Raw genomic sequence first — 21,997 nt, forward strand, 5'->3', positions numbered from 1 at the left:
ACTGCTCTTCTCCTGTCCGCTACTTTTTTTTCTTAAAAAAAATCAAAGATTCCCATATTGTTATGATAATTGGCGGTAAATATAATAAAAGCGATGAATAGGCTCGTCATAAAAAAAAATGCCATTGTGACATTTTCTGATTTTTTTTAAAGAGTTATTTTAAAACAAAACCCCGGCGGAGCCATAGGCTCCGCCGGGGTTTTAATATTAAGGTTTATCATCTGTCAGCTCAAATCCCCAGTCTTTTCCTTTTTGGGTGGCCGGAATACCTTTTGTCATCCAGACCGGAGCTTTAGCTCCCTTAAGGTAATAATCAAAAAACTGCTGTTCCCGGATTTGGATATCTTTCCTGTTCTGGCGTTTCATGAGATTGTGATCATCGCCATTATAATTCAGAAGCCATGCGGGTTTTCCGAGGCGGCGCAATGCTGTGAACATTTCAATTCCCTGATACCAGGGCACTGCTCCATCTTTATCGTTACTCATAATGACAACCGGAGTATTTACCTTATCAATCGTAAAAAGTGGTGAATTTTTAATATAAAGATCCGGTGCTTCCCATAAGTTTTTCCCCAGTCTGCTTTGTGATTTTTCATACTGAAATTGTCTGTTCATTCCTGAAGTCCATCGGATTCCTCCATAGGCGGAAGTCATATTGACAACAGGAGCACCACTCCAGGCTGCTGCATACATATTGGTATGGGCAATCAGATAGGCTACCTGGTACCCTCCCCAGCTTTGTCCCTGGATCCCGATTTTAGTACCATCTACCCAGGAATTTTGTTTTAGCTTTTCAACCCCGGAATTGATATATTCCATTGCAGATTCTCCGGGAGAACCGTCTGTATACGAAATATCAGGTGTGAAGACCAGATAACCGTTGCTTACAAAATAAGAAATATTTAATCTTGAGGGCGTGGGAGCCGGTGCTACATAGCGGTTCAGATTATCTGAAAGCTTTTCATAGAAATAGACAATCATAGGATATTTCTTATTGGGGTTGAAATCTTCCGGCTTATATAAAACTCCTGTAGAAGTATTCCCTTTTGGCGTAGTCCAATGCACCAATTCGTTCGTTCCCCAATTGTAAAGCTTTTGTTGTGGATTAGTATCACTCAGCTTTTGTTGTTTTGAAAAATCTGATGTCGAAAAAATATTGGGAGAATCTGTGTAGGATTCTTTTATTACCATATATTCTTCTGCATTTTTTGCTTTTTGAATACTGCGGTATCCCCAGACATTTTCCATTTGGATTTTTACAGGATCAGCATTTGAATGAACAGATGTTTTAAAAATCCCGTTCGCCTTGGTTGTATTATCAAACGCCGATAAATAAATAGGAGATTTTCGGTTTAAACTTTTAATATCTTTATCCAGGTCGTAAGTATCGAATGTTATTTTATGTTTACGTCCATAGCCATTCGTGATATTTCTTGGTTTTTTTGAACTGTTCAGGAAAAACTCCCAGAGATCGAAACGGTCTTTAATAATTACTGATTCATCATTATCCGTCCAGGATGCTATACCGTAAGAATTTGGGAAATCCGGCATATCAAACTCTTCGTCCACGAAAGAAACAGGCAGTCCTGTGCTGAGTGGAAATGTTTGCTTCGTTTTAACATTATAACTTAGCCATACTCCTTTTTCCCTGTCGAAAATCACGACAAATTTCCCAAGCGGGGATACAGCAACCGAGCCGTTCAGATTTTTAACGATTTCCGTTCTTTCTCCTGTTTTATTATCGATAAGAAAATAGGTTTTCTTTGTTGAACCTTCCCACTGCGAGGAAATGCGGTTGTTCAAACTGGTAATGCCTAATGCAAATCCGGCATTTCCTTCATTCACCAATCGTAAAGTATCCAGGTCTTCCCCATCAATATTTCTAAAGAAATCGGGTTTTTCCGTTTGCATTACTGCCGCATACGATTTCTTCAAGTCATTTTTTAATTCCTTTAGCTGCACCGTTTGCAGATAATCATCTTTGTAATTCCAGATATCCAAAACAGCATGATCATTGGCAATCATGGCAGTATCTTTGGCAATCGGTTTGGGAGCAACCCCAAAATACAGCTGCTTCCCGTTTTTACTGAACAGAGGTAAACGGTTTTCGGAGATTACCCAATCTTTCTTCATTTGGGCATTTTCATTGGTTATGATTTCCTTTTTGTTCGTTTTACAATTAAAGTAATATAGCTGATATAGCTTTACCAGATCATTCTGTGCAGAAGAAGTTCCTACAAATGCCAACTGATTTCCTTCTTCATCAAAAGACAGCTGTGAAAAATCTCCTTCCATTTCCGAAATTTTAGTTACAGTTCTTTTTTGCAGATCAACCAATTGTACGGTTTGAAGGCTATATTTCTTTGGTTTTGATTTGTCGTTATCTTTTTTATCCGCTGATTTTTCATCGTCAGCATCTTTTTCCGTTTTTTTTATCCTTGGCTTTCTCTTCAGGTTTTTTTAGTAATAAAAGCAAGCTGCTTTCCATTTTTACTGAATTCATAGCGGATTACATTATCATAGGTTGTACTTTTCCCGTCCAAAAGATTCCGCACAACCAACTGCAATGGCCTTGCATTTTTGTCTTCATCTTTATTTTCTTCTCCATCTTCTTTATCAGAATCGTCTGAAGATTTATCTTTTAGATTTTCCAGAAGATAAGCAACGTAAGATCCTGCTTTTTCAGGAATTTTAAATGTTTTTACATTAGGAATTTTCTCTGTTTGACCATTCAAAAAATCAACGATTGCAAGGCTGTCTTTTGTTAGTTTGCTTTTTTTGAGCTTTTTGTCTTTTACTGCTTTTAAATCTTTATACAAAGGACGGATTTGAAAAACAGCAAACCTGGAATCATTCGTAAAATCTACTTTTGTTCCTCTTGCAAATTTCTTTGAAGTTTTATTCTTAACGGAATATAAAAAAAGATTAGAATTTCCTTCCTGAACATCTACAGAATAGGCAATCCATTTCCCATCATTTGAGATTTTTCTTGTGCCTATATTTTGCCAACTGTCATAGACAGAATGGTCTAAAGGCTTTTTCTGCCCATACATCCAGCAGGTTATGATGAGCAGAATAAAAATTGTACATTTCAACTTCATTTCTAAAAAATTTTAAGAATTAAAAGTAAGATATTTCTTTGACAATTTTCATATGATATCCCTGTTTCTCTATACACAAAAAAAATGCCATTCTGTCACTTTATTTTCCATGGTATTTTTTTTTGAGAAAGATTTGAAAAATAAAAATCTAAAATATTATGACTAAAGGAAATATTAATGTATCTGTGGAAAATATTTTCCCGCTTATTAAAAAAATTTCTTTACAGTGACCATGAAATATTCTTAAGAGAATTAATTTCCAATGCTACGGATGCTACTTTAAAATTGAAACATTTAACAAGTATCGGCGAAGCAAAAGTTGAATACGGAAACCCGAAACTTGAAGTTAAAATTGATAAAGAGCAAAAAACATTACGTATCATCGATCAGGGTATCGGGATGACTGGTGAAGAAGTTGAAAAATACATCAACCAGGTTGCTTTCTCCGGGGCTGAAGAATTTTTGGAAAAATATAAAGACTCAGCAAAGGATTCCGGGATTATCGGACACTTTGGACTTGGATTCTACTCTGCATTTATGGTAGCGGAAAAAGTGGAAATCCTGACAAAATCTTATAAAGATGAGCCGGCAGTAAGATGGATCTGCGACGGAAGTCCTGAATTTACTCTTGAAGAAACAACCGACAAAACTGACAGAGGTACGGAAATCATCCTTCACATCGCAGAAGATTCTGTAGAATTCTTAGAAGAAGGAAGAATCCGTGAGTTGCTTTTAAAATATAACAAATTCATGCCTGTTCCAATCAAATTCGGAACAAGAACACATACGTTACCATTACCGGAAGATGCTCCGGAAGGTGCCGTTGCTGAAACTGAGGAAGTAGATAATATTATCAACAATCCGACTCCGGCATGGACTATCGCACCAAGTGAGCTTACGAATGAAGATTATATGAAGTTCTATCACGAACTGTATCCGATGCAGTTTGAAGAGCCTCTATTCCATATTCACCTGAATGTTGATTATCCGTTCAATCTTACCGGAGTTTTATTCTTCCCGAAATTAAGTAACAACTTAAATATTGATAAGGATAAAATCCAGCTTTACCAAAACCAGGTATTTGTAACGGATGAAGTAAAAGGTATCGTTCCTGACTTCTTAATGCTTCTGCGAGGAGTAATTGATTCTCCGGATATCCCGTTGAATGTGTCCCGTTCTTATCTTCAGGCAGATGGTGCTGTAAAAAAGATTTCTTCCTATATCACTAAAAAAGTAGCCGACAAAATGTCTTCTCTGATCAATGAAAACCGTGAAGATTATGAGAAGAAATGGAACGACATCAAAGTAGTTATCGAGTACGGTATTGTAACGGAAGAAAAATTTGCGGAAAAAGCGGATAAGTTCACATTATACCCTACGACAGACGGAAAATATTTCCTTTGGGATGAATTGGTTGAAAAAATCAAGCCTGTACAAACGGATAAAGATAATAAACTGGTTATCCTGTACGCTACGAATGCGGATGAACAACACAGCTACATTCAGTCTGCCAAGGATAAAGGATATGAAGTTTTGTTGTTAGATTCTCCGATTATTTCACACGTTATCCAGAAACTGGAAACTTCCAAGGAAAATATTTCATTTGCAAGAGTAGATGCAGATCATATCAATAACCTGATCAAAAAAGATGAACCGGTTATCTCAAAATTGACTGAAACTGAAAAAGAATCTTTGAAAAAGAATGTGGAAGAAGCCATTAAGGATACTAAATTCACTGTACAACTTGAAGATTTAGACAGTAATGATGCGCCGTTTACCATTACCCAGCCTGAATTTATGAGAAGAATGAAAGAAATGCAGGCAACAGGCGGAGGTGGCATGTTTGGAATGGGAGGTTTCCCGGAGATGTACAATCTTGTGGTGAACTCCAACAGTGAACTTTCCAATCAGATTTTAAAAACTGAAAATGCCGAAAAGAAAGAAAGCCTGATCAAATATGCGCTGGACCTTGCGAAACTTTCTCAGAATCTGTTGAAAGGAAAAGACCTTACTGATTTTATACAGAGAAGTTACAAGCAACTTGAAAAATAATTACTAAAGACTGCCTCATTCGAAGCAGTCTTTTTTTATGGTGAGAAAATTGGAAAACAAATCACATTGTTTATCTGGACTGGGTTATTTATAACTTTGTATGATGCGCTTTTTGGACTGGTGTAAAACGTGGAAAATATTCAATAATATTACATGAAGCATTAATATTATGAATTTTTCCCGTGCATCTATTTAACAGTTAGCCCTATAAAGATATTTTTTCTATTTTTTATTGTATAGATTATGCTTTTTTGCCATTTTTTGTATAAAAATGTCGGTCATGCAAAAAGAAAAAATTACGTTTCATCAGAAAGCAAAAAGGATATACGCAACAGCAGGTTGCTGATTTTATTGCGACAGATGTGTCAAACTACAGCAGAAAAGAAAGTGGTGATGTAAGGATCATCCCTGATGAATGGGAGAAAATTGCCCGTTTTTTGGATGTGCCTCTAGAGGAAATTTATGAAGAAGAGGAACCTAAGGTTGTTGTTAATAATGATCATCCAGTATTTAATGACAGTTCTTCAGGAGGAAATGGAAACTTTAATCAGTTTAATAATATTCCCGGATCAATTATTGAGAACCTTCAGGGCTATATCGCTTTATTAAAAGAAGAAAATGAAAAACTGAAAGAGGAATTGAAAGGTTCTCAAATCCCTTCAAGAACTAAGAAATAATATATTTTCAGACTCTGAAATATTATCACTTATATCAATGGTATGAGTGATTTTTTTATATATTCTTATTGATAATACTAAAGAACTTTGTGTTTACAAAAACACTCCATTTTTGCTACTAGTATACAAATTTATGCCGATATGCTGGCTAATGGTTAATGAAAAAATTTTATAGTTCATTCATCGGATCCCAGAACAGCTTTTTAAAATTCTTAATCCTTAGATTTTCCACAGTGATTCCTTCAGTTTCCAGCCGCTTCTGGAATTCCGGAACAGACAATGTTCCTGAGCTGGAAATGACACGGTGGGCAGGTACATCTTCAGGACAACCGCCCATTGCTTTCCCTACATGCCGTGAATGATTAGGATAACCTACCGCTTTGGCTATAGCGCCATACGTAGAAACCCTGCCCTTGGGAATAAGCCTTGTTACCTCATAAACCTGTTGTTTGAAAATTTCATCCATGCTTTTAGGAATTATATCAAGTTATTGTTAATAAATGTTGCATCATTTTTTGGACTCTCATCTATTCAATGATGTTTCATTAAAAGAATAAAGATATGAAAAAATCATTTTTCCGATTGCTTAATGCTGTGAATAAAAAGGTTCTTCCGAAGCTGAGTAAGAAAGATCCCAATAAGCTGACAAAGCTAGAAAAAGGAATTCTGGCCTACCGTTATTTTGTACTGGTTAATTCATTGGATTGATTTTATTTTTCCGCCGATGACACAGGTTTTTACAGATCCAAATGACGCTTAAATATTTTGCTCGCAGATCTTGCTGATTACACAGATTTGTTGGAAATCATAAAAGCGCAAAGGACTTCGACCAATATCATGCATATTGACACTAATGCACGAATAACATTTTTATACACACAAATAAACATCTATAATGTATTTGTGTATGCATGGCAATATTATTCAGCGGTATGCAATTTTATCGAAGATAAAATCCTTGCGCCTTAAAACATTATGCATGTAAAAGAATTGGCGCCTTTGCGATTTCCAACCCTCTATACCTTATCACAGAATCTGCCTAATCTGTAAAATTTGCGAGAGATAAAAACTGAAAGTCTGGAAATAAAAAAAGCGCTCCCAGAAATGGAAACGCTATTATTATAGTCTCGCAAAGAGTCTCTTCTTAAGAATTCTCCAGGATGTAAGAGAACATCAATGGCGCACAGATTGTTGCATCACTTTCAACGATAAATTTCGGTGTAGTGATATCCAGTTTACCCCAAGTAATTTTCTCGTTTGGAACCGCCCCTGAGTATGAACCGTAAGATGTTGTAGAATCAGAAATCTGGCAGAAATAAGACCAGAAAGGAATATCATGCATTTCCATATCCTGATATAGCATTGGCACTACACAGATAGGGAAATCTCCTGCGATACCTCCTCCGATTTGGAAGAATCCAACACCTTTACCTCCTGAGTTTTTAGTATACCAATCTGCAAGATAAGTCATGTACTCAATACCTGATTTCATGGTAGAAGGCTTAAGCTCTCCTTTGATACAGTAAGAAGCGAAAATATTACCCATGGTAGAATCTTCCCATCCCGGAACTACGATTGGTAAATTAGCCTCGGCAGCAGCAATCATCCAGGAGTTTTCTCTCGGAATTTCATAATACTGCTCTAAAACTCCGGAAAGGATCATTTTGTACATATATTCGTGTGGAAAATATCTTTCTCCTTTTGCTTCGGCATCCTTCCAGATTTCAACGATATGTTTTTGTAATCTTCTGAATGCTTCTTCTTCAGGGATACAGGTATCTGTAACTCTGTTTAGTCCTCTTTCCAACAGATCCCATTCTTCTTGCGGAGTAAGGTCTCTGTAATGAGGAACTCTTTCATAATGTGAATGAGCCACAAGGTTCATCAGGTCTTCTTCAAGGTTAGCTCCTGTACAAGAGATAAAGTCTACTTTACCCTGACGGATCATTTCTGCAAGAATTTTACCTAACTCAGCAGTAGACATTGCCCCTGCCAGAGTGATCATCATTTTTCCACCATCTTTAAGGTGTGCCACATATCCTTTTGAAGCATCTACCAACGCTGCTGCATTGAAATGCAGGTAATATTTCTCTATAAATTCAGAAATTGGTTTGTTCATTTTTTTTAAATTTTTGCAAAGATAAAACTTAAAAATGGATTGCGGCTTATGCACTTGCAGAAAGTCTCACAGAGGAGTTATTTTTTATCATTTGTTAAATGAGACGAGGCTAAGACCAATAAAATGGAACATAACGATATTAATTTATTTTTCCCAGATACAGATTGAACAGATATGATAAAATATATTATGCGCTCAATTTTATCAAGGAGAAAATATTGTGTTCTTAAAATGATCATATTTGAAATCTTTACTCATTTTTCAATATTTATACGTATCCCGGAAACAGAAAACGCAGTCCAAATGGACTACGTTTTCTCATAAATTCAACCTATATGTAGCATTCAGGAAAGTTTATCCTTCCCAGGTTTCTACTTTTACAATTTCAATTTTTCTCTCGCCATCTTTAAAAGGCCAATTGATAATATCCCCTACTTTATATCCCACTACTGCCAGTGCAATATTGGAAAGGATAGAGTGTTTATTTTTCTTAAGCTTTTCTTTGGTAGACGGTACAAAAATATATTCGTGCTCCTGGCCCAGGGTATGGTCTTTTAAAGTTACTTTTCTGTTAACTGTAACGATATCTTCAGGCAGTTCCCTTCTCAGTACCTGCCTGGCTTTCCTTAATTCTTCTGTAAGTCTTTTTTTCTTCTTCAATGCTAACTTTTTTCCTTCTTAATGTATCCTTAATAGCATCGTAAATCCCGGTAGTTACAATAATATGATCTGACATTTGTTCAGTTTTTAAATGAGGATGCGAATATTTCCGATGATCCAATGTAGAAGCCAGGCATTAATAACCTCCTTCTCTGGAAAACCGCAAAATGATAAATAAAAAATCCGGAATGATTCCCTGCCTTGGATCCTGACAGGGCTTAATTGATAAAGTCTTTAGAACTTTTCAGGAAAGAATCTGTGTGTAAATAGAGCAATGACAGCAACAACCCCGTTCCTCTGCGTTCTGCCGAAAAAAAGATTGTTGCTGTCATGATATTGTTATTTTAATTCTAACAAATATAGAACTTAAAAATGGAATGTAGCGACTCCGCTTAAGGAAACACGGGTTAATCCCTCTTTTTCCTTATCACCAAAGTTTACGGTTGTCCCGTTAATCGTCATTTTATTTAATGTTCCTGCCGTTACACTCAGTTTTGGTCCTATAAAAATATTTTTTGAAAGTGCATATTGGTAACCCAAACCGGCATCCAGGCCAAGATTAGAGCCAGTACCTTTTACATTTCCGGTTTTTGTAGTATAGGAAATAACCCCTAATGCTACATCAAAAAACAATTTATGATTGGTAGGTTCATTATAGTTGGAATACATGATGGAAGGCCCGAAGAATGTAATATTATCATTTGTACTCACCGGAACAGCAACATAATATCCCTGGGAATTGCGTGCAGATAATATTCCATTGCTTGAAGCACTGTAGTTGGAAAATTTTAATCCGATTCCAATATTTCTAAGGTGATAATAAGCAGAAAGATCAATATGAAGACCACTTTTTAACCCTTTAATATAATTTCTTTCTTCTCTTGAAAGTCCGGAAGGAGTTTCTGCAATTCTCCATCCATATCCTACTGATGGGATGAATGAAAATTTTTGTTGAGCAAAAGAAAATAAAGAAGTCGAAATAGCTCCTGATAGAAGTAGTTTTTTTATCATTTTGAAAATTTCGACAAAAATAAGATTTTCTATTAAACAGTTACTACAATTTAAATCTTCTGTTTTCCTTTTTATCAGAAAGCTTTTTTTTGTTATCCAATCTTTTTTGTTTTTGGGCTTTTGAAGGTTTTGTAGCGGTTCTTTTTTTTAGGAATAACCAATGCTTTATTAACCAGTTCGATTATCTTATCAATCGCTTTATTTTTATTCATCAGCTGGGTTCTGCTTTCAGAAACGTTCAGGAATAAAAAACCTTCTGCATTGATCCTGTTTTTAAGTTTATGCTGAATTAATAGTTTTTCTTCTTCATTGAAAAATTCAGATGCTTCGACATTCCAAAGAACGGTAACAGCGGTCTCCACTTTGTTGACGTTTTGCCCTCCTGCACCACTGCTTCTGGAAGTTTTAAAACTAAGTTCTTTTGAAAAGTTTTTCATTGTATCAGATTTTGAATTCAGTGGTTTAAATGAAATTATCTGTTTTCATTAATAATTTTATGGAGTTCAATTCTGTTGACTTTCCCATTAGGAGTTCTTGGCATTTCATTGATAAAAATAATTTCTTTTGGTCTATGAAATTTTTTTTTCAAATGGAAGTTCAGAAATAATTTTTCTGACAGACTCTGATTCACTTCCTTCTATGACCACCAGCAATTTCTGTCCCAAACTCTCATCTTTTACTCCAACAAAAACAACTTCATTTGAAATTTCTCTTTTGGCCAGAGCTTCAAGTTCTTCCGGAAAAATTTTCGCTCCACCTGAGTTGATCACGTTATCTATTCGTCCTAAAAACCTGAATTGATTATTATTTTTAATTTCAACTAAATCATTAGTATGAAGAACTTCGGCATTTACATTGGGGGCAAATATTTTTAAACAATCTCTTTCATCTAAAGAAACAGATACATTTTCAAAAGCTGTAAAATATTCTTCCGGTTCCGGCATCAATTGTTTTAGAGCAATATGAGAAAGGGTCTCTGACATTCCATACGTTTCAAAAATACGATTCGAGGTGCTAAGCTTCATTTGATGAATTTTATTTTTCAGGCTTTCAGAAACGGCCGCTCCTCCAATAATCAGGTTTTTGATCAGATAAAGCTTGTCCAGGGAATTTTCCACCTGGACAGGTGTCATGGCACAAAAGTCTATTTCATCTTTCAAGTTTTCCAAAGGCCGTAAAGAGGGTTCTGAAATAAATAATCTTAATTTCCGTTCAATAGATCGCACGATCATCATTTTCCCTGAAATATATTCTACCGGCAAACATAATAATGCTGTATCTTCTTTTTTTAAGTCCAAGAAATTGCAGGTCATCACTGCTGAATTGATCATTTTGTTTTTCTCAATCTCAAAAATTTTAGGAGTTCCGGTAGAGCCTGAGGTCTGTACTTTTACCGTATTTCCATCAGAGTACCATTCTTCCAGGAATGCCTCCACTTTTTTTTTCAAATCCGGTATTGAAAGATAATTGATTAATATTGAGATTATTGAAGTCTATCAGCATGTTTTCCATGAATAAATTCTACAGTAAATTTAAAAAAAAATTTCAAAAAGTTCTTGTAAATAAAGAAAAAAGCTTTAAATTTGCACCACTAAAACAAACAGAGACCCATGGTGTAGCGGTAACACTACTGATTTTGGTTCAGTCATCTGGGGTTCGAATCCCTGTGGGTCTACAAACCATCCTTTTTAAAGGGTGGTTTTTTTGTTTTTTATTCTAACATGATTTTAATTCAATTTTGGATTAGTCTCGAAATTTGGGTTAATCAAAAGTTGACACAGTCTTCGCTTTATAGTATCAACACCAGACAAAAATCCTTGTGTGAAATTGATAATTAACTAGATTTAATATTCCAAACTCCACAACTTTTGAAATTGATCCGTTATTTTACATCTTTCACATCCAAATAAATAACGCGTTCTTTATAAAAAAAGACCGTCTCAATGAGACAGTCTTAGTAATATTTATTTAAAAACGTTTGCTTGTTATATCTATATTGTCAGGGCCTAAAATGTTTTATGATCAAATAGCTCCCAGGAATACAAGCTATTAAAAAAAAACAAATAGAAACCTACTCCAAGGCCTAAAACAATAGACACTATCAAGCTTAAAAAAGGAATAGTTAAAAATAAAATCCCATTAATTAAGCGATTAGGATTTTTAACAAAGAAAGGTGTTTTATTTCTAAATCTATAATCATCGCTATACTTGCGGGAATGCCAATCTTCAAATTCATCCAAAAAATCATTTTCTTGATTTTCTTTATAATCCTTATTATCCATTTATAAATGATTTTATTTTTTCAGCAATTACATCAGAAAATTGGAGTAGCAAAAAAAGAAATGATAATACTACTTAATTTTTCTATTATAATATTGAAAGTAATTCCATTAGTAAATATCATACTACTAATCAGAGAAAAACCTGTTGTAAAAATAATATAATAAGTACAAATAATGATTGAGACTTTAATAATTGATAAAGAATTTTTATTACTTAAATAATTCTCTTTCTTCGGAAAAACTTTATCTACTAAATAATTATTACATCTAAGCAGTAGAAAAATAATTATAAAGTTTAAAAGAAGATATACTATTACATTATTTATCCAGTTTCCTTTCAGAAAAGATTCATGAATCTTTTCAGGAACGATAGAAATGCAATCTATAAATAATTTTATTGCAATAAAGTTTATGCTTATTTTAAATAAATCTTTATATATCATTATTGAAATATTGGATATTGATTAAGGCCTACTCCTTTACCAAAATGATAGTTATAATCGGTTGTCTTTGGAAAAGGTGTTCCCACACCATAACCAGGTAAGTTAAAGATATACCCAGCTTTAATTCTAACATCTACATTACTAGTTCCTTTTGGAAGTGTATATTTTGCTGTTCCGATTTCTCTATAACCAGATTCTATAGCTCTATAACCATAACTTCTCGATAAAGGTATCGTAACATTAAATGTAGATAGCCCATATGGGCTGCTTCCAGTGACATTAATTTCTCCAAAAAAGTAAGGACTAATTTGCAAGTTTGTTGTAGCTCCAATTGCTGTTACTGTTAACTCATTCCCTAGAAGTGTCATGGTGCCCTTAATAGTATATACATCCATATCCAATACACTTCTGCTATCTTTTTGAATAAATAGCGCAGCACCTTGCTCTACTTTAAAATTCACAGTTGTTCTAGGAATTTTATAGTTTGAACCTTTCTTTGGTTTATCATCTCCTGGGCCATCCATCTCATGTAATCCATGATTTAGTCCTGCAACAATTCCTCCAATAACAGCTCCTTGCCAAAAGTTTCCTCCAGCCAATTCAGAGCCAATTCCTCCAGCTACTGCTCCAAAAGCAATTTTTCCTAATGCAGAGTTTGCCACATCTTTTGCAACGGCTCCAAATGCGCTAGCTCCTAAGCTTCCTAACGCGCCTGAAATAAGCGCCTGATGGAAAGAACCTCCCTGCATCAATGATAATGTTCCCTGTGCAATACCATGAGCTGCAGCCTGTACAAATACGGTACCTACCTTTCCTAAACTATCTGCTAACGCAGTAGCAACCTGCACACCTTCTTTGACAACGGAGAATATGCTTCCTATTCCAAAGGTTACGGCTCCTGATATGGCTCCAAATATAGTGGATTTAAAAATTCCCAGCAAAGTAATACTTTGTCCTGTAATTAAAGAACTCACAATATAAGCAACTGTTCCTACAAATGCTCCAATAATCACAGCTGACAATAATGGCACTAATCCGAAAATTTCTCCACTAGGGTCATTGTATAATAAAGGATTGTTCATTACATATCCATACTTATTATAATTTTGAGTATTATAAGGATCCTGAATATTCTCGTCTGCATTTAAAAATCTTCTCAATAAAGGATCATATAATCTTCCATTCATATGGATAATTCCTACTTCCATGAAGTGCTCATGCGAAGTATACCCTCTTTCCAATAATAATCCTCCAGTATTAGCAATCTCCTTAATTCTGTTAATATCGGTTTCTATTGGTCCGTTTCCTATCTGAAGATGAGTGAAGTTACCCCATGCATCAAAGTGTCTCTGTTCTAATTTATTTCCTGCTTCGTCACTGATCGCTAAGATACTTCCTAAATAATCTTTATGAAGGAATTTATAAGAACCGTTGTTCTCTGTATAGTTCTTGACAAAAATAATATTACTTTCATAAGGTGTTCCACCAATATAAAGAATATGTTTTTCTTTACCCGTTGCATTATCTCTTACTACTTCAAAACTTCCGTCTTCATTGTAGAATTTGGTGAATTTACCATCTGCATCAGTATTAAAGTTGCCTCCATAAGTAACTCTTTGCCTCATTGATGTTAATCCATACTGGAAGGCAACATCTCCTTTTTCTCCATCAATAAATACAGGATCATTATTTTCATTATAAACAACATTCTGAATTAAATCATTGTTATAATTCTGAGTTCCTGCAGCATTAAGGGTCATTCCTGTCGGTTGATATATCTTCGCAGAATTTTCAAATTTAATTTTTCCAACCTGATCGTTTTCAAGGATTCTCCCTTTGGCATCATAAACATTTAGCAATGCATTTTGCGTCTTAACTCCTGTTACAGGATTCGTCCAGTTAACCAGCCTGTTGTTGTCATCATAGTCAAACGATTCTGTAATATTAAAGTCTCCTCCGGTAACCCTGCTTTTTAATTCATTTTTAATAGCATCAAATGAATAGGTTAGTTGTAAAATGTTTTGTTTAACCTGTGAAGAATGATTAACACTTGTTAAGAACCCATTATTATCATACATATTGTTAACATCTGCCGCTCCCAATCTGGATTGAAGAACCTGCCCTTTTGCATTAGTGCTCTTCAGCTCCCATAATACTTTCCCAGAATTCTTATCTTTTACCTGATATAAATCTCCACTCCAGGCACTATAAACATTTTCAAGATTTACCTTTGTAAGGACTCCGGAAGAATACAATTGTTTTTCATAAGACATTACTCTTCCTTTATCATCATAGGTTATTCCTTTCTGAATGAAATATTTTTCATTGCTGCTTTCTGATGTTGAGAGAACTCTTCCCTGCGGATCATAAGCTATATTCGAACTGTAAGCTTTGCCTTTGGAAGTTCCTGACTTTGAAATCAGCCTTCCTTTATCATCATAAGTAAACGAAACTGTTTTGTTGGTAGTCTGACCGCCATCTACAGTAGAAATTTCTTTCTGAGAAATAAGCTGACCTAAATTGTTATAAACATACTCTTTGGTTCCTTTAGGGCTTATTATTTTTTTTAGTCTGCCCAAAACCGTTATACTCATATTTATAGACACCATTAGATGGATCATTGAATTCTATTTTTCTACCCCAATCATCATACTTTGTCGTTACAATATTTTCTGCATACTGGGCTTTAATCTGCTTTCCAGCTGCATTATAAGTAAAGTTAATAACCCCACCTTTATCAGAGGTCGAAATTACATTTCCTAAAGCATCTAATGTTTTCGTTGTCGTTCTTCCATAACCATTATCCTCTTTAACAGTTGTTGTCAGACCTGCTACAGTACTGATTACCTTTTTACCAGTGAATGAAGTGAGTGTTGTCTTGGCGGGAAATACGGAATCATCGTATTCTATAGTATTCCATTGAGACGGAGACTGATCTTCAAAATAGGGTTCAGTTTCTACTACCTTTCTTCCAAGGATATCATATTGAATATCTTTAGCAACATACTGCCCTTGTCCAAAAGCTTTTGTTACAATCTTAAACTCCTGGCCCAACTTATTGGTAGTCTTCTTTGAGATATTTCCATTAGGATCATATTGAATAACCGTTGCATTTCCATAATCATCCATGGTATACTGATAATTGGTTATCCCATTCAAGTTTGTTTTTGCAGTCAGTATTTTACCCCATTTGTCATAAGTATTTACTGATGTATTTCCAAGTGCGTCTGTTTGGGTAAGGATTTGTCCCCAATCGTTATAAGTAATATTGGTTTCTAAACCTAAGTTGTCTGTTTTCTTTATTACAAATCTTCCTAAAGCATCATATTGGGTTTTGTTAGTCTGAGTTTGGCCGTCATTCGATGTCATCTTTTTTTTCTACCACGTTCCCAAAACCATCATAGACATAATCTTCCAGCATATAATTATTGGAATCGTTTCCAACACTTGTCTTTAAGGTCTTCAGCTTATTATCTTCATAAGTATATTGCTCAATATTCTTAGCGGTACTGGAATAAGCTGCATTTTCCTCTGTCTTTTTAGATAAACGGCCAATATAATAGTCTTTTCCTGTTCCATTCGGGTTATGTGCATATTCAATTTGTGTTGTTTTTGTTGCAAAACCGTTATTGATACTCGATACGGTTTGTGAAGCCAGGTAGTAATTTCCATAGGAAATTGTATTGGTAGTCAACACATTGGTCAAAAAGTCTTTAATCTTTGTCGCAACAGGTACAGTAGCCGTTACTACCTTGGATTGATCGGCTGCAGGAATATTAGCAACTACCTGATTATTGATTAGCTTATCCGTTTTATATACTGTAGACTTAAAGCTTAACAATTGAGTATTATTCTCAGAAAGATCATCCGGGAATACTTTTGAATCATCATTAGTTCTTATCGACCATTCTTTTACAGGCACTCCATCGTTAAGCGGATCCATTTCCTGTCCGGTCCAGATTTTTGTATTTTCTTTACCGATCGCGTACAAAGAAGAACGGGCTGACTGTCGGAATCCGACAATTCCTTTTCCTGTAAAATGAGTTAAAAATCCCCTGTATCTGAAATCCTGTATCAATACTCCCGCAGGTGTATATTGCTTCAGCTGGGATACTGCCAAAGATAATGGCATTTGCTCCAATTCATAATAAGGATATAACTCTTTTTTGATAGGTTTATAGAAATTAGCATCAGCCTTTGAATTCAATTCCTGGTAAACCAACTCTGTAATGACTCCTCCTTGCTTGATATTTTTAACTCTGGCAAGAGCCGGGACATAAGGATAATTATACTGGATAACATGATTATAAGGACATCCTACTACACCAGCACAGTCATCTGGTCTTCCCATTAAGATAATCTGTTGATTATCCCTGTTTAATGAGAGGGTACTAAACGGAATTACTTTTTCATTGAAGTTTTTCTTCCAGTCTCTGGTTCTGTAAAAATTAATATTACTGTTTGTTTCAATTATAGCAGTATTCTCTATGTTATCATTAGAAGGAATTGAGTTCCAAGGCCAACTTGTTCCCACAGGAGGATTATAAACAATTCCCTTGTTGGATGCTCCCGGTAGTTTATTTACTGAATATACTGTGACATGGGTTTTAGTCCATTCCTGGTCATGATGTGCATTCCATTGATGATCATTGATAAGAACGTTAGAAACCAATACTTCAGATTTTCCATCTCCATCCAAGTCAGCCGTATTGTATTGGAAGTATCTGTTGACTCCGCTGGTACAGCTTTTCTCAAACCAGGTATTATGCGTATCTTTACTAATTGTTTCTGTTCCTGAATAATAGAAAATAAAATTATTAATATAAGATTGCTTCAGCTGCTTTCCATCGGAAATAAATAAATTCCAATTGTAGGATTTATTAGCTTGCGGAACCAATATATCCACTTTACTATCCCCGTTGAAGTCTCCATATAAAGCACCATGGAAAAACCCGCTTAATGTCTGACCTGTAAAGTTGGCAACATTGACTGTTGTATAGGCTCCAGCTTCTGTTTTTTGGATATTGAATACCCTGGTCATCTCTCCATTTGATAAATTTAGCCAGATGATATCCTGTATCCCATCTCCATTAAGATCAGCAAATTGTACTTTTCTATTCACTGTACCATACCTTTCTTCATATTTATAGATACTTTGATCTGAACTTAAATTCTCATCAAGATCAAATAAAATAGAAGAGCCATATTGCGTCGTGGTAATTCCTCCCGGATTTATGATTTTTACGTTATCAGAATTCTCCGGTTGAACACTACCTGTAAATTCTGTATTCGTAGAATCGATAGATGGTTCTAAAATATGAGGAGCCGGTTCTTCTGTTAAAGTACCCCCTGTTTTTAGTGGAACAGTAGGATCTACAGGATTAAGTATATCAGGGTCTGTACATGTTTTTGATCTCGAAAAACTAATCAGTAATTCTGATATTCCATCTCCATTATAATCATAGCTTGTAAATTCAGGCATCATAATTCCTGAATAGGTACACCAATATCCCGGATCATCTTCGTCACCATCATTCATTGTATATTGGTCATAAGAAAGACGCTTGGTATACTCAAGATTGAATTTATAGTTTTGAAGATCCACAGAATACACCTGCAACTCATAATCAGACTTAGCCGCACTTGGAGTATTTAGTTTATGAGGAATTACAATTCCAACACTGTTTTTCACCATATTATTTTTCTTAAAAACAATAGGTGCTCCTTTAGCAAATTCAGCTTCGGTAAAACTTCCCAATGGATACTGTAATGGAACCGGAGGGACAGATTTATATACAGAACTTCTAAAAATCAATGATCCTACCGGTCCTGATGGCGTAGATCCCGGATTGGGTAAAAATTCTAAATAATCAGTAATCCCATCCATATTAAAATCCCCGTATTTTTTTGTATTTGTGGTGGCTACATCACTTTCTCTGCTATTTTCTTCATTTCCAGCAGCTGCCGGTTCATACACAATTTCTACAGGATTAGCAGCTTCATCAGCTGCATTATATTCAGTAATTTTATTAACGAACTGATAGCTTGTACCATTATCAGTATACTCTACTCCATATTTTTTAAATGGGTTTCCATTAGAAGTGACAATAATCTCTTTTAATATCTTATCCTGGTTATATTTATAACCCTGAAGGTAATTCACTTCAGTAAATCCTCTGTCACTATAATTGAATTGAATTCCGTTATAATGAGGTTTATTCAAGATTTCATTTCCTCCCCAAGCAATATAGGATATTCTCGATACGCCGCCTGTTACTTCTCTAAAGCCCCCATTACTACCATTATATTCATAATTATAGGTAATATAATTTCCTTGTGCATCCTTCCATTTGGTAATATTATAATCTAAAGTTGGAGTAGATCCTCCACCTATAAATCCGTCTGAGAATGTTCTTTCGTATTTGGCTTGCGAACCGTCTTCAAAAGTCACTTCCCAATAATCCGGTCCGGATATTCCCAACGTATTTCCTACAGATCTGATTTTAGCATTAGAATATTTTTCTGTATAATATTCTGCTCCATCTTTTCCATATTCACCGGATTTTAAAATTAACCTTTGTCCGTTAAAACTATAAACATCAGAATAATCCAGCTGAATTCCTTTGCTAGCTCCGTCTCTTTCAATATTCTTTGATATTCTTGAAATTGCCGTAATTCCGGAAATATTCCAGCCATACCCCGCAATTCCATTTCCTGAACCACTAGTATATACCAAATTTACTTGCGGAGCCACACTTTTCACTCCCGGCGGTAAGGCAATAGGCAAAGTAAATTCTAATTGTCCTGTTCCGGTAACTTCTATGTTTCCCTTTGTATCATGAAAACTCTTTCCCGCAGGAGCAGATGTTCCGTTTGGATTACCAGATCCTGCATTTGAATTTGTTGGCCCTCCGCCCGGATTTTCCGTGGCTGGACCTATTTTCGCCACAAACGGATTTGAAACATCCGATTTGGCATGAAATCCCTGTGCCATGACCACCGTCTGCGGATCCTGTACCGTCCGCGAGGTAGATTCTGCCTGGTAGAGTATGGTCTGTGAAAAGCCCCATACCGAACACAAAGACAACATCAATGATGAGAAAAATTTCATTGTTATTAGTTTTTATAATTAATTGAAAAATAGTTCGATAACCTTGAAAGAATATTTAATCTTTCAATTTTAATCTGTAAATTATTCTGTTTTTATCTTTTAGTTACGTTTCTTCCAAAGACCCTTCCATCTTTTAAGGTAAAGCGAAGAATATAAACACCCCAATCATACCCGGTCATGTTGATCTTTATCTTACGACCTAAATCCGGTGAATTCTGCTGCTGGAATTTCCAGTGGACCGTACTATGCTGGTAAAGTGAAACAGACTCTATTAATCCATCTACTTCTTCGGTCCAGTCGATGGTTAAGTAATCATTCACCGGAACAGGATAAAGTCTGATCTGTTTCCAGAATGTTTTTTCATCAATAGCAGGCGCTTGCAGGGTAACTGTGGCTACTTTAGCCTCCTCCCGGACTGCAACTTCTTTCGGGGCAATATCCTGAGTCTTTTTTCCCGCCACATCGGTTCCTCTGTACCGTTGGTTTCCCGCTTCATCATACTTGAAATAGACTTCGGTTTGTGAAAACCCCAAAAAGCCTATCAAAAGAGAAGAGAGGGATAGTAATTTCTTTTTCATGGTTATTTTTTTTGAAAGTTCAATAGCTGCTGGACCTGTTTCTCTAATTGATTAATCTTTTCAGACTGAGATTTCAGGGTTTTGTTCTCTTCCTGCAGCTGATTTATTTTTTTATTTTGTTCAATGGAATACAGGGTAAGTTCTTCTATTTTCTGTAATAGTTTAATCTGAAATTCGCCCACATTTACTCCTTCTTTTTCCATTACTTTTGCTGAAGCAATTTCCGGAAGATGTTTCTTTTGTTTAATATGCTTTTCCACATCTTCTAATTTGGGAAGATCATAATTGTCTTCAAATACAAAATCTGCTGTTGGGCTTAGCGTTACTTTAATTTCTTTCACCTCAAATTTTCCATTGAGTAAAGCATTTCCATTCTCTCCGTTCATAACAAAAGATTTCCCCCAATCCCAATCATTATCAGCAGTATTTCTTGGGGCAATATGAAGGGTTCTTCTTGTATCATCAGGCGTATGGAAAATCCAGGAATTACTTCCAGAACTTATAAAATCCGAAAATCTGGCATTACCATTGACATCAAGTCTGGTTAAAGGTGAGGATGTTCCTATTCCAACATCTCCATTCTCATTGACTACCAGTTTGCGATTTTGATGATCTCCTTTAGAAACTATCCATTGAGAACCGTGCAGGTCTCCGAAAAACCACCCGTTATCTCCATTGAGGCTCTGCGTCTGAATACCTCTTGTAAAACCACCTATATCTGTATTTCTTTTTAAATACAATGTAGGTGAATAGCTTTGTACTGTAACTTCAGAAAATGTTGTTTGTGAAAACATCAATGACGAAATCAAGACAGCTATGGCTAATAATTTTTGTTTCATGTTTTTTTTGATGTTAAAAGTTGTTGTATTTAATAGCTTTCTTTTCTTTCTATTAATTCCGGAGCTTCTTATTAGAAATATATCCATAAGAGAAAGAGCCTTAATCTTTTGAAAAAGGTATATTATGCTGCATTAGTATCTGCTGTTCGCTATAATTTCAGGGGGATTATTAATAATTTTGTTCTCATAGGTTTTTGATTAGTTTTTCAGAGTGCAATTTAATAAAATCATATTAATGGGACTAATACAAATCATTTTTCCTTTAAAAAATAAGGGCCCCATCTCATTATGAGGTGGGTTTGATTATTTCTGATAAGTACCAACATATTTTTTATTTGGTTTTAAATATACAAAGAAGCTATCCCCTTTACGGTGGATAGCTTCTAAGTGTTAAGGTATAAGAAATATTATTTAATTACATAAATTTTATTCCATGATTAACATATTGATTTAATGTAAAAACATAGGAATAATAAATAAATATATGACAGCAAAAATGACAATACCAATTGTTGCACTATATATTCTATACTTCATTTGTTTATCAAAAATCTTATTCCATAAAAAACTTATCAATAAAAAATTAATAAGCATTTTAAAGGCTATTTTAAATGTTAATTCCGAGTATCTGTTTTTTGAATAACCACTCAGACTTTCAATAATAAAATTACTTATAAGATCTGAGACGTAAGTATTATACAATAAAATAGCTATAAAAGCGGCAATAAGATATCCGATGGTTAAAAAGATACTTTTTGGCTTTACCTGATTTACTTTGTTCAAATTAACAAAAAATAAAACTCCGCCAACTATCGGGTTAATAACAGTTGAAGCCAATATAATATCATTTTTAGAGAAAAGAATAGGATATTTTTCAGTTTCAGCACTATTCTCCAAAATATTCTGATCTACTTTAAAGTGATCATTTTCCTGACGCTCTTTGTAAGCGATCAGTTCTTCTATTCTTTTTATCTCTTCATCTGAAAACTGCACATTTCTTTCAGTTTTCAATATCTCATAAGCATACTTTACGGCTAGAGACACATACTTACTATCTTTATTTACGTATTGTAATAACCCGGATGTAGGTAATTTTCTTAATACTTCTTTTTTAACTTCCATTT

At 34.9% G+C, this 21,997-nt stretch carries 16 protein-coding genes, 1 tRNA gene and 2 pseudogenes; 4 read left to right on the forward strand and 15 right to left on the reverse strand.

Going from position 1 to position 21,997, the window contains the following annotated elements:
• Window positions 1-207: 207 nt before the first annotated feature.
• Entirely contained in the window at window positions 208-2,295 is a 2,088-nt protein-coding gene (locus HX13_RS17620) for an alpha/beta hydrolase family protein (protein WP_238555471.1), read from the reverse strand.
• Window positions 2,296-2,450: 155 nt separating this feature from the next.
• Window positions 2,451-3,101 carry a hypothetical protein gene (locus HX13_RS24755; RefSeq protein ID WP_238555472.1) on the reverse strand — a complete coding sequence of 217 codons (651 nt, stop codon included), beginning with the start codon at window positions 3,099-3,101 and terminating at the stop codon, window positions 2,451-2,453.
• A gap of 158 nt (window positions 3,102-3,259) precedes the next feature.
• Between HX13_RS24755 and htpG the strand changes: the two are divergent.
• Window positions 3,260-5,153 (forward strand): annotated as a pseudogene (gene htpG, locus HX13_RS17625) (molecular chaperone HtpG).
• Window positions 5,154-5,458: 305 nt separating this feature from the next.
• Window positions 5,459-5,830 carry a helix-turn-helix domain-containing protein gene (locus HX13_RS17630; protein WP_050022153.1) on the forward strand — a complete coding sequence of 124 codons (372 nt, stop codon included), beginning with the start codon at window positions 5,459-5,461 and terminating at the stop codon, window positions 5,828-5,830.
• 169 nt (window positions 5,831-5,999) lie between these two features.
• Here HX13_RS17630 and HX13_RS17635 read toward each other — a convergent pair whose 3' ends face one another.
• Window positions 6,000-6,296 carry an MGMT family protein gene (locus tag HX13_RS17635; RefSeq protein WP_050022154.1) on the reverse strand — a complete coding sequence of 99 codons (297 nt, stop codon included), beginning with the start codon at window positions 6,294-6,296 and terminating at the stop codon, window positions 6,000-6,002.
• 95 nt (window positions 6,297-6,391) lie between these two features.
• Between HX13_RS17635 and HX13_RS22845 the strand changes: the two genes are divergently transcribed.
• A complete protein-coding gene (locus tag HX13_RS22845) occupies window positions 6,392-6,538 on the forward strand; it encodes a hypothetical protein (RefSeq protein WP_185113619.1) in 147 nt (48 codons plus the stop codon).
• 436 nt (window positions 6,539-6,974) lie between these two features.
• Here the strand turns inward: HX13_RS22845 and HX13_RS17640 are convergent, their stop codons facing one another.
• The 5 genes and pseudogenes from HX13_RS17640 to HX13_RS17660 form a co-directional block, all read right to left on the reverse strand.
• Window positions 6,975-7,949: a deoxyhypusine synthase family protein gene (locus HX13_RS17640; RefSeq protein ID WP_050022155.1), complete on the reverse strand. Its 975-nt coding sequence runs from the start codon at window positions 7,947-7,949 to the stop codon at window positions 6,975-6,977.
• Window positions 7,950-8,303: 354 nt separating this feature from the next.
• A pseudogene (locus tag HX13_RS17645) lies at window positions 8,304-8,685 on the reverse strand (GreA/GreB family elongation factor).
• A gap of 290 nt (window positions 8,686-8,975) precedes the next feature.
• Window positions 8,976-9,620, reverse strand: coding sequence for a hypothetical protein (locus HX13_RS17650; protein WP_050022156.1), 645 nt, complete (start codon window positions 9,618-9,620; stop codon window positions 8,976-8,978).
• Window positions 9,621-9,712: 92 nt separating this feature from the next.
• On the reverse strand, window positions 9,713-10,057 hold the full coding sequence (locus tag HX13_RS17655) for a peptide chain release factor-like protein (RefSeq protein ID WP_238555473.1): 345 nt from the start codon (window positions 10,055-10,057) through the stop codon (window positions 9,713-9,715).
• A gap of 132 nt (window positions 10,058-10,189) precedes the next feature.
• Entirely contained in the window at window positions 10,190-11,068 is an 879-nt protein-coding gene (locus HX13_RS17660) for an AMP-binding protein (protein ID WP_316931351.1), read from the reverse strand.
• A gap of 156 nt (window positions 11,069-11,224) precedes the next feature.
• Between HX13_RS17660 and HX13_RS17665 the strand changes: the two genes are divergently transcribed.
• Window positions 11,225-11,295: transfer RNA gene (locus HX13_RS17665), tRNA-Gln, on the forward strand.
• Between the two features lie 331 nt (window positions 11,296-11,626).
• Here the strand turns inward: HX13_RS17665 and HX13_RS17670 are convergent.
• The 7 genes from HX13_RS17670 to HX13_RS17705 form a co-directional block, all read right to left on the reverse strand.
• Window positions 11,627-11,902 (reverse strand): hypothetical protein, encoded by a 276-nt coding sequence (locus tag HX13_RS17670; RefSeq protein ID WP_050022157.1) that lies wholly within the window; start codon window positions 11,900-11,902, stop codon window positions 11,627-11,629.
• A 442-nt stretch (window positions 11,903-12,344) separates the two neighbouring features.
• Entirely contained in the window at window positions 12,345-14,939 is a 2,595-nt protein-coding gene (locus tag HX13_RS24760; RefSeq protein WP_157837464.1) for an RHS repeat-associated core domain-containing protein, read from the reverse strand.
• Entirely contained in the window at window positions 14,893-15,714 is an 822-nt protein-coding gene (locus HX13_RS17685) for an RHS repeat protein (protein WP_050022160.1), read from the reverse strand. Before HX13_RS17685 ends, HX13_RS24760 begins: the two co-directional genes overlap by 47 nt.
• Window positions 15,701-19,456: an FG-GAP-like repeat-containing protein gene (locus tag HX13_RS17690; RefSeq protein ID WP_128572481.1), complete on the reverse strand. Its 3,756-nt coding sequence runs from the start codon at window positions 19,454-19,456 to the stop codon at window positions 15,701-15,703. Before HX13_RS17690 ends, HX13_RS17685 begins: the two co-directional genes overlap by 14 nt.
• A gap of 92 nt (window positions 19,457-19,548) precedes the next feature.
• Window positions 19,549-20,034, reverse strand: coding sequence for a hypothetical protein (locus tag HX13_RS17695; protein WP_050022162.1), 486 nt, complete (start codon window positions 20,032-20,034; stop codon window positions 19,549-19,551).
• A 2-nt stretch (window positions 20,035-20,036) separates the two neighbouring features.
• Window positions 20,037-20,873, reverse strand: coding sequence for a hypothetical protein (locus HX13_RS17700; RefSeq protein ID WP_082129135.1), 837 nt, complete (start codon window positions 20,871-20,873; stop codon window positions 20,037-20,039).
• A 450-nt stretch (window positions 20,874-21,323) separates the two neighbouring features.
• Window positions 21,324-21,995: a hypothetical protein gene (locus HX13_RS17705; RefSeq protein WP_050022164.1), complete on the reverse strand. Its 672-nt coding sequence runs from the start codon at window positions 21,993-21,995 to the stop codon at window positions 21,324-21,326.
• Window positions 21,996-21,997 lie beyond the last annotated feature (2 nt).

Source organism: Chryseobacterium sp. P1-3 (assembly GCF_000738495.1).
Classification (GTDB): domain Bacteria; phylum Bacteroidota; class Bacteroidia; order Flavobacteriales; family Weeksellaceae; genus Chryseobacterium; species Chryseobacterium gallinarum.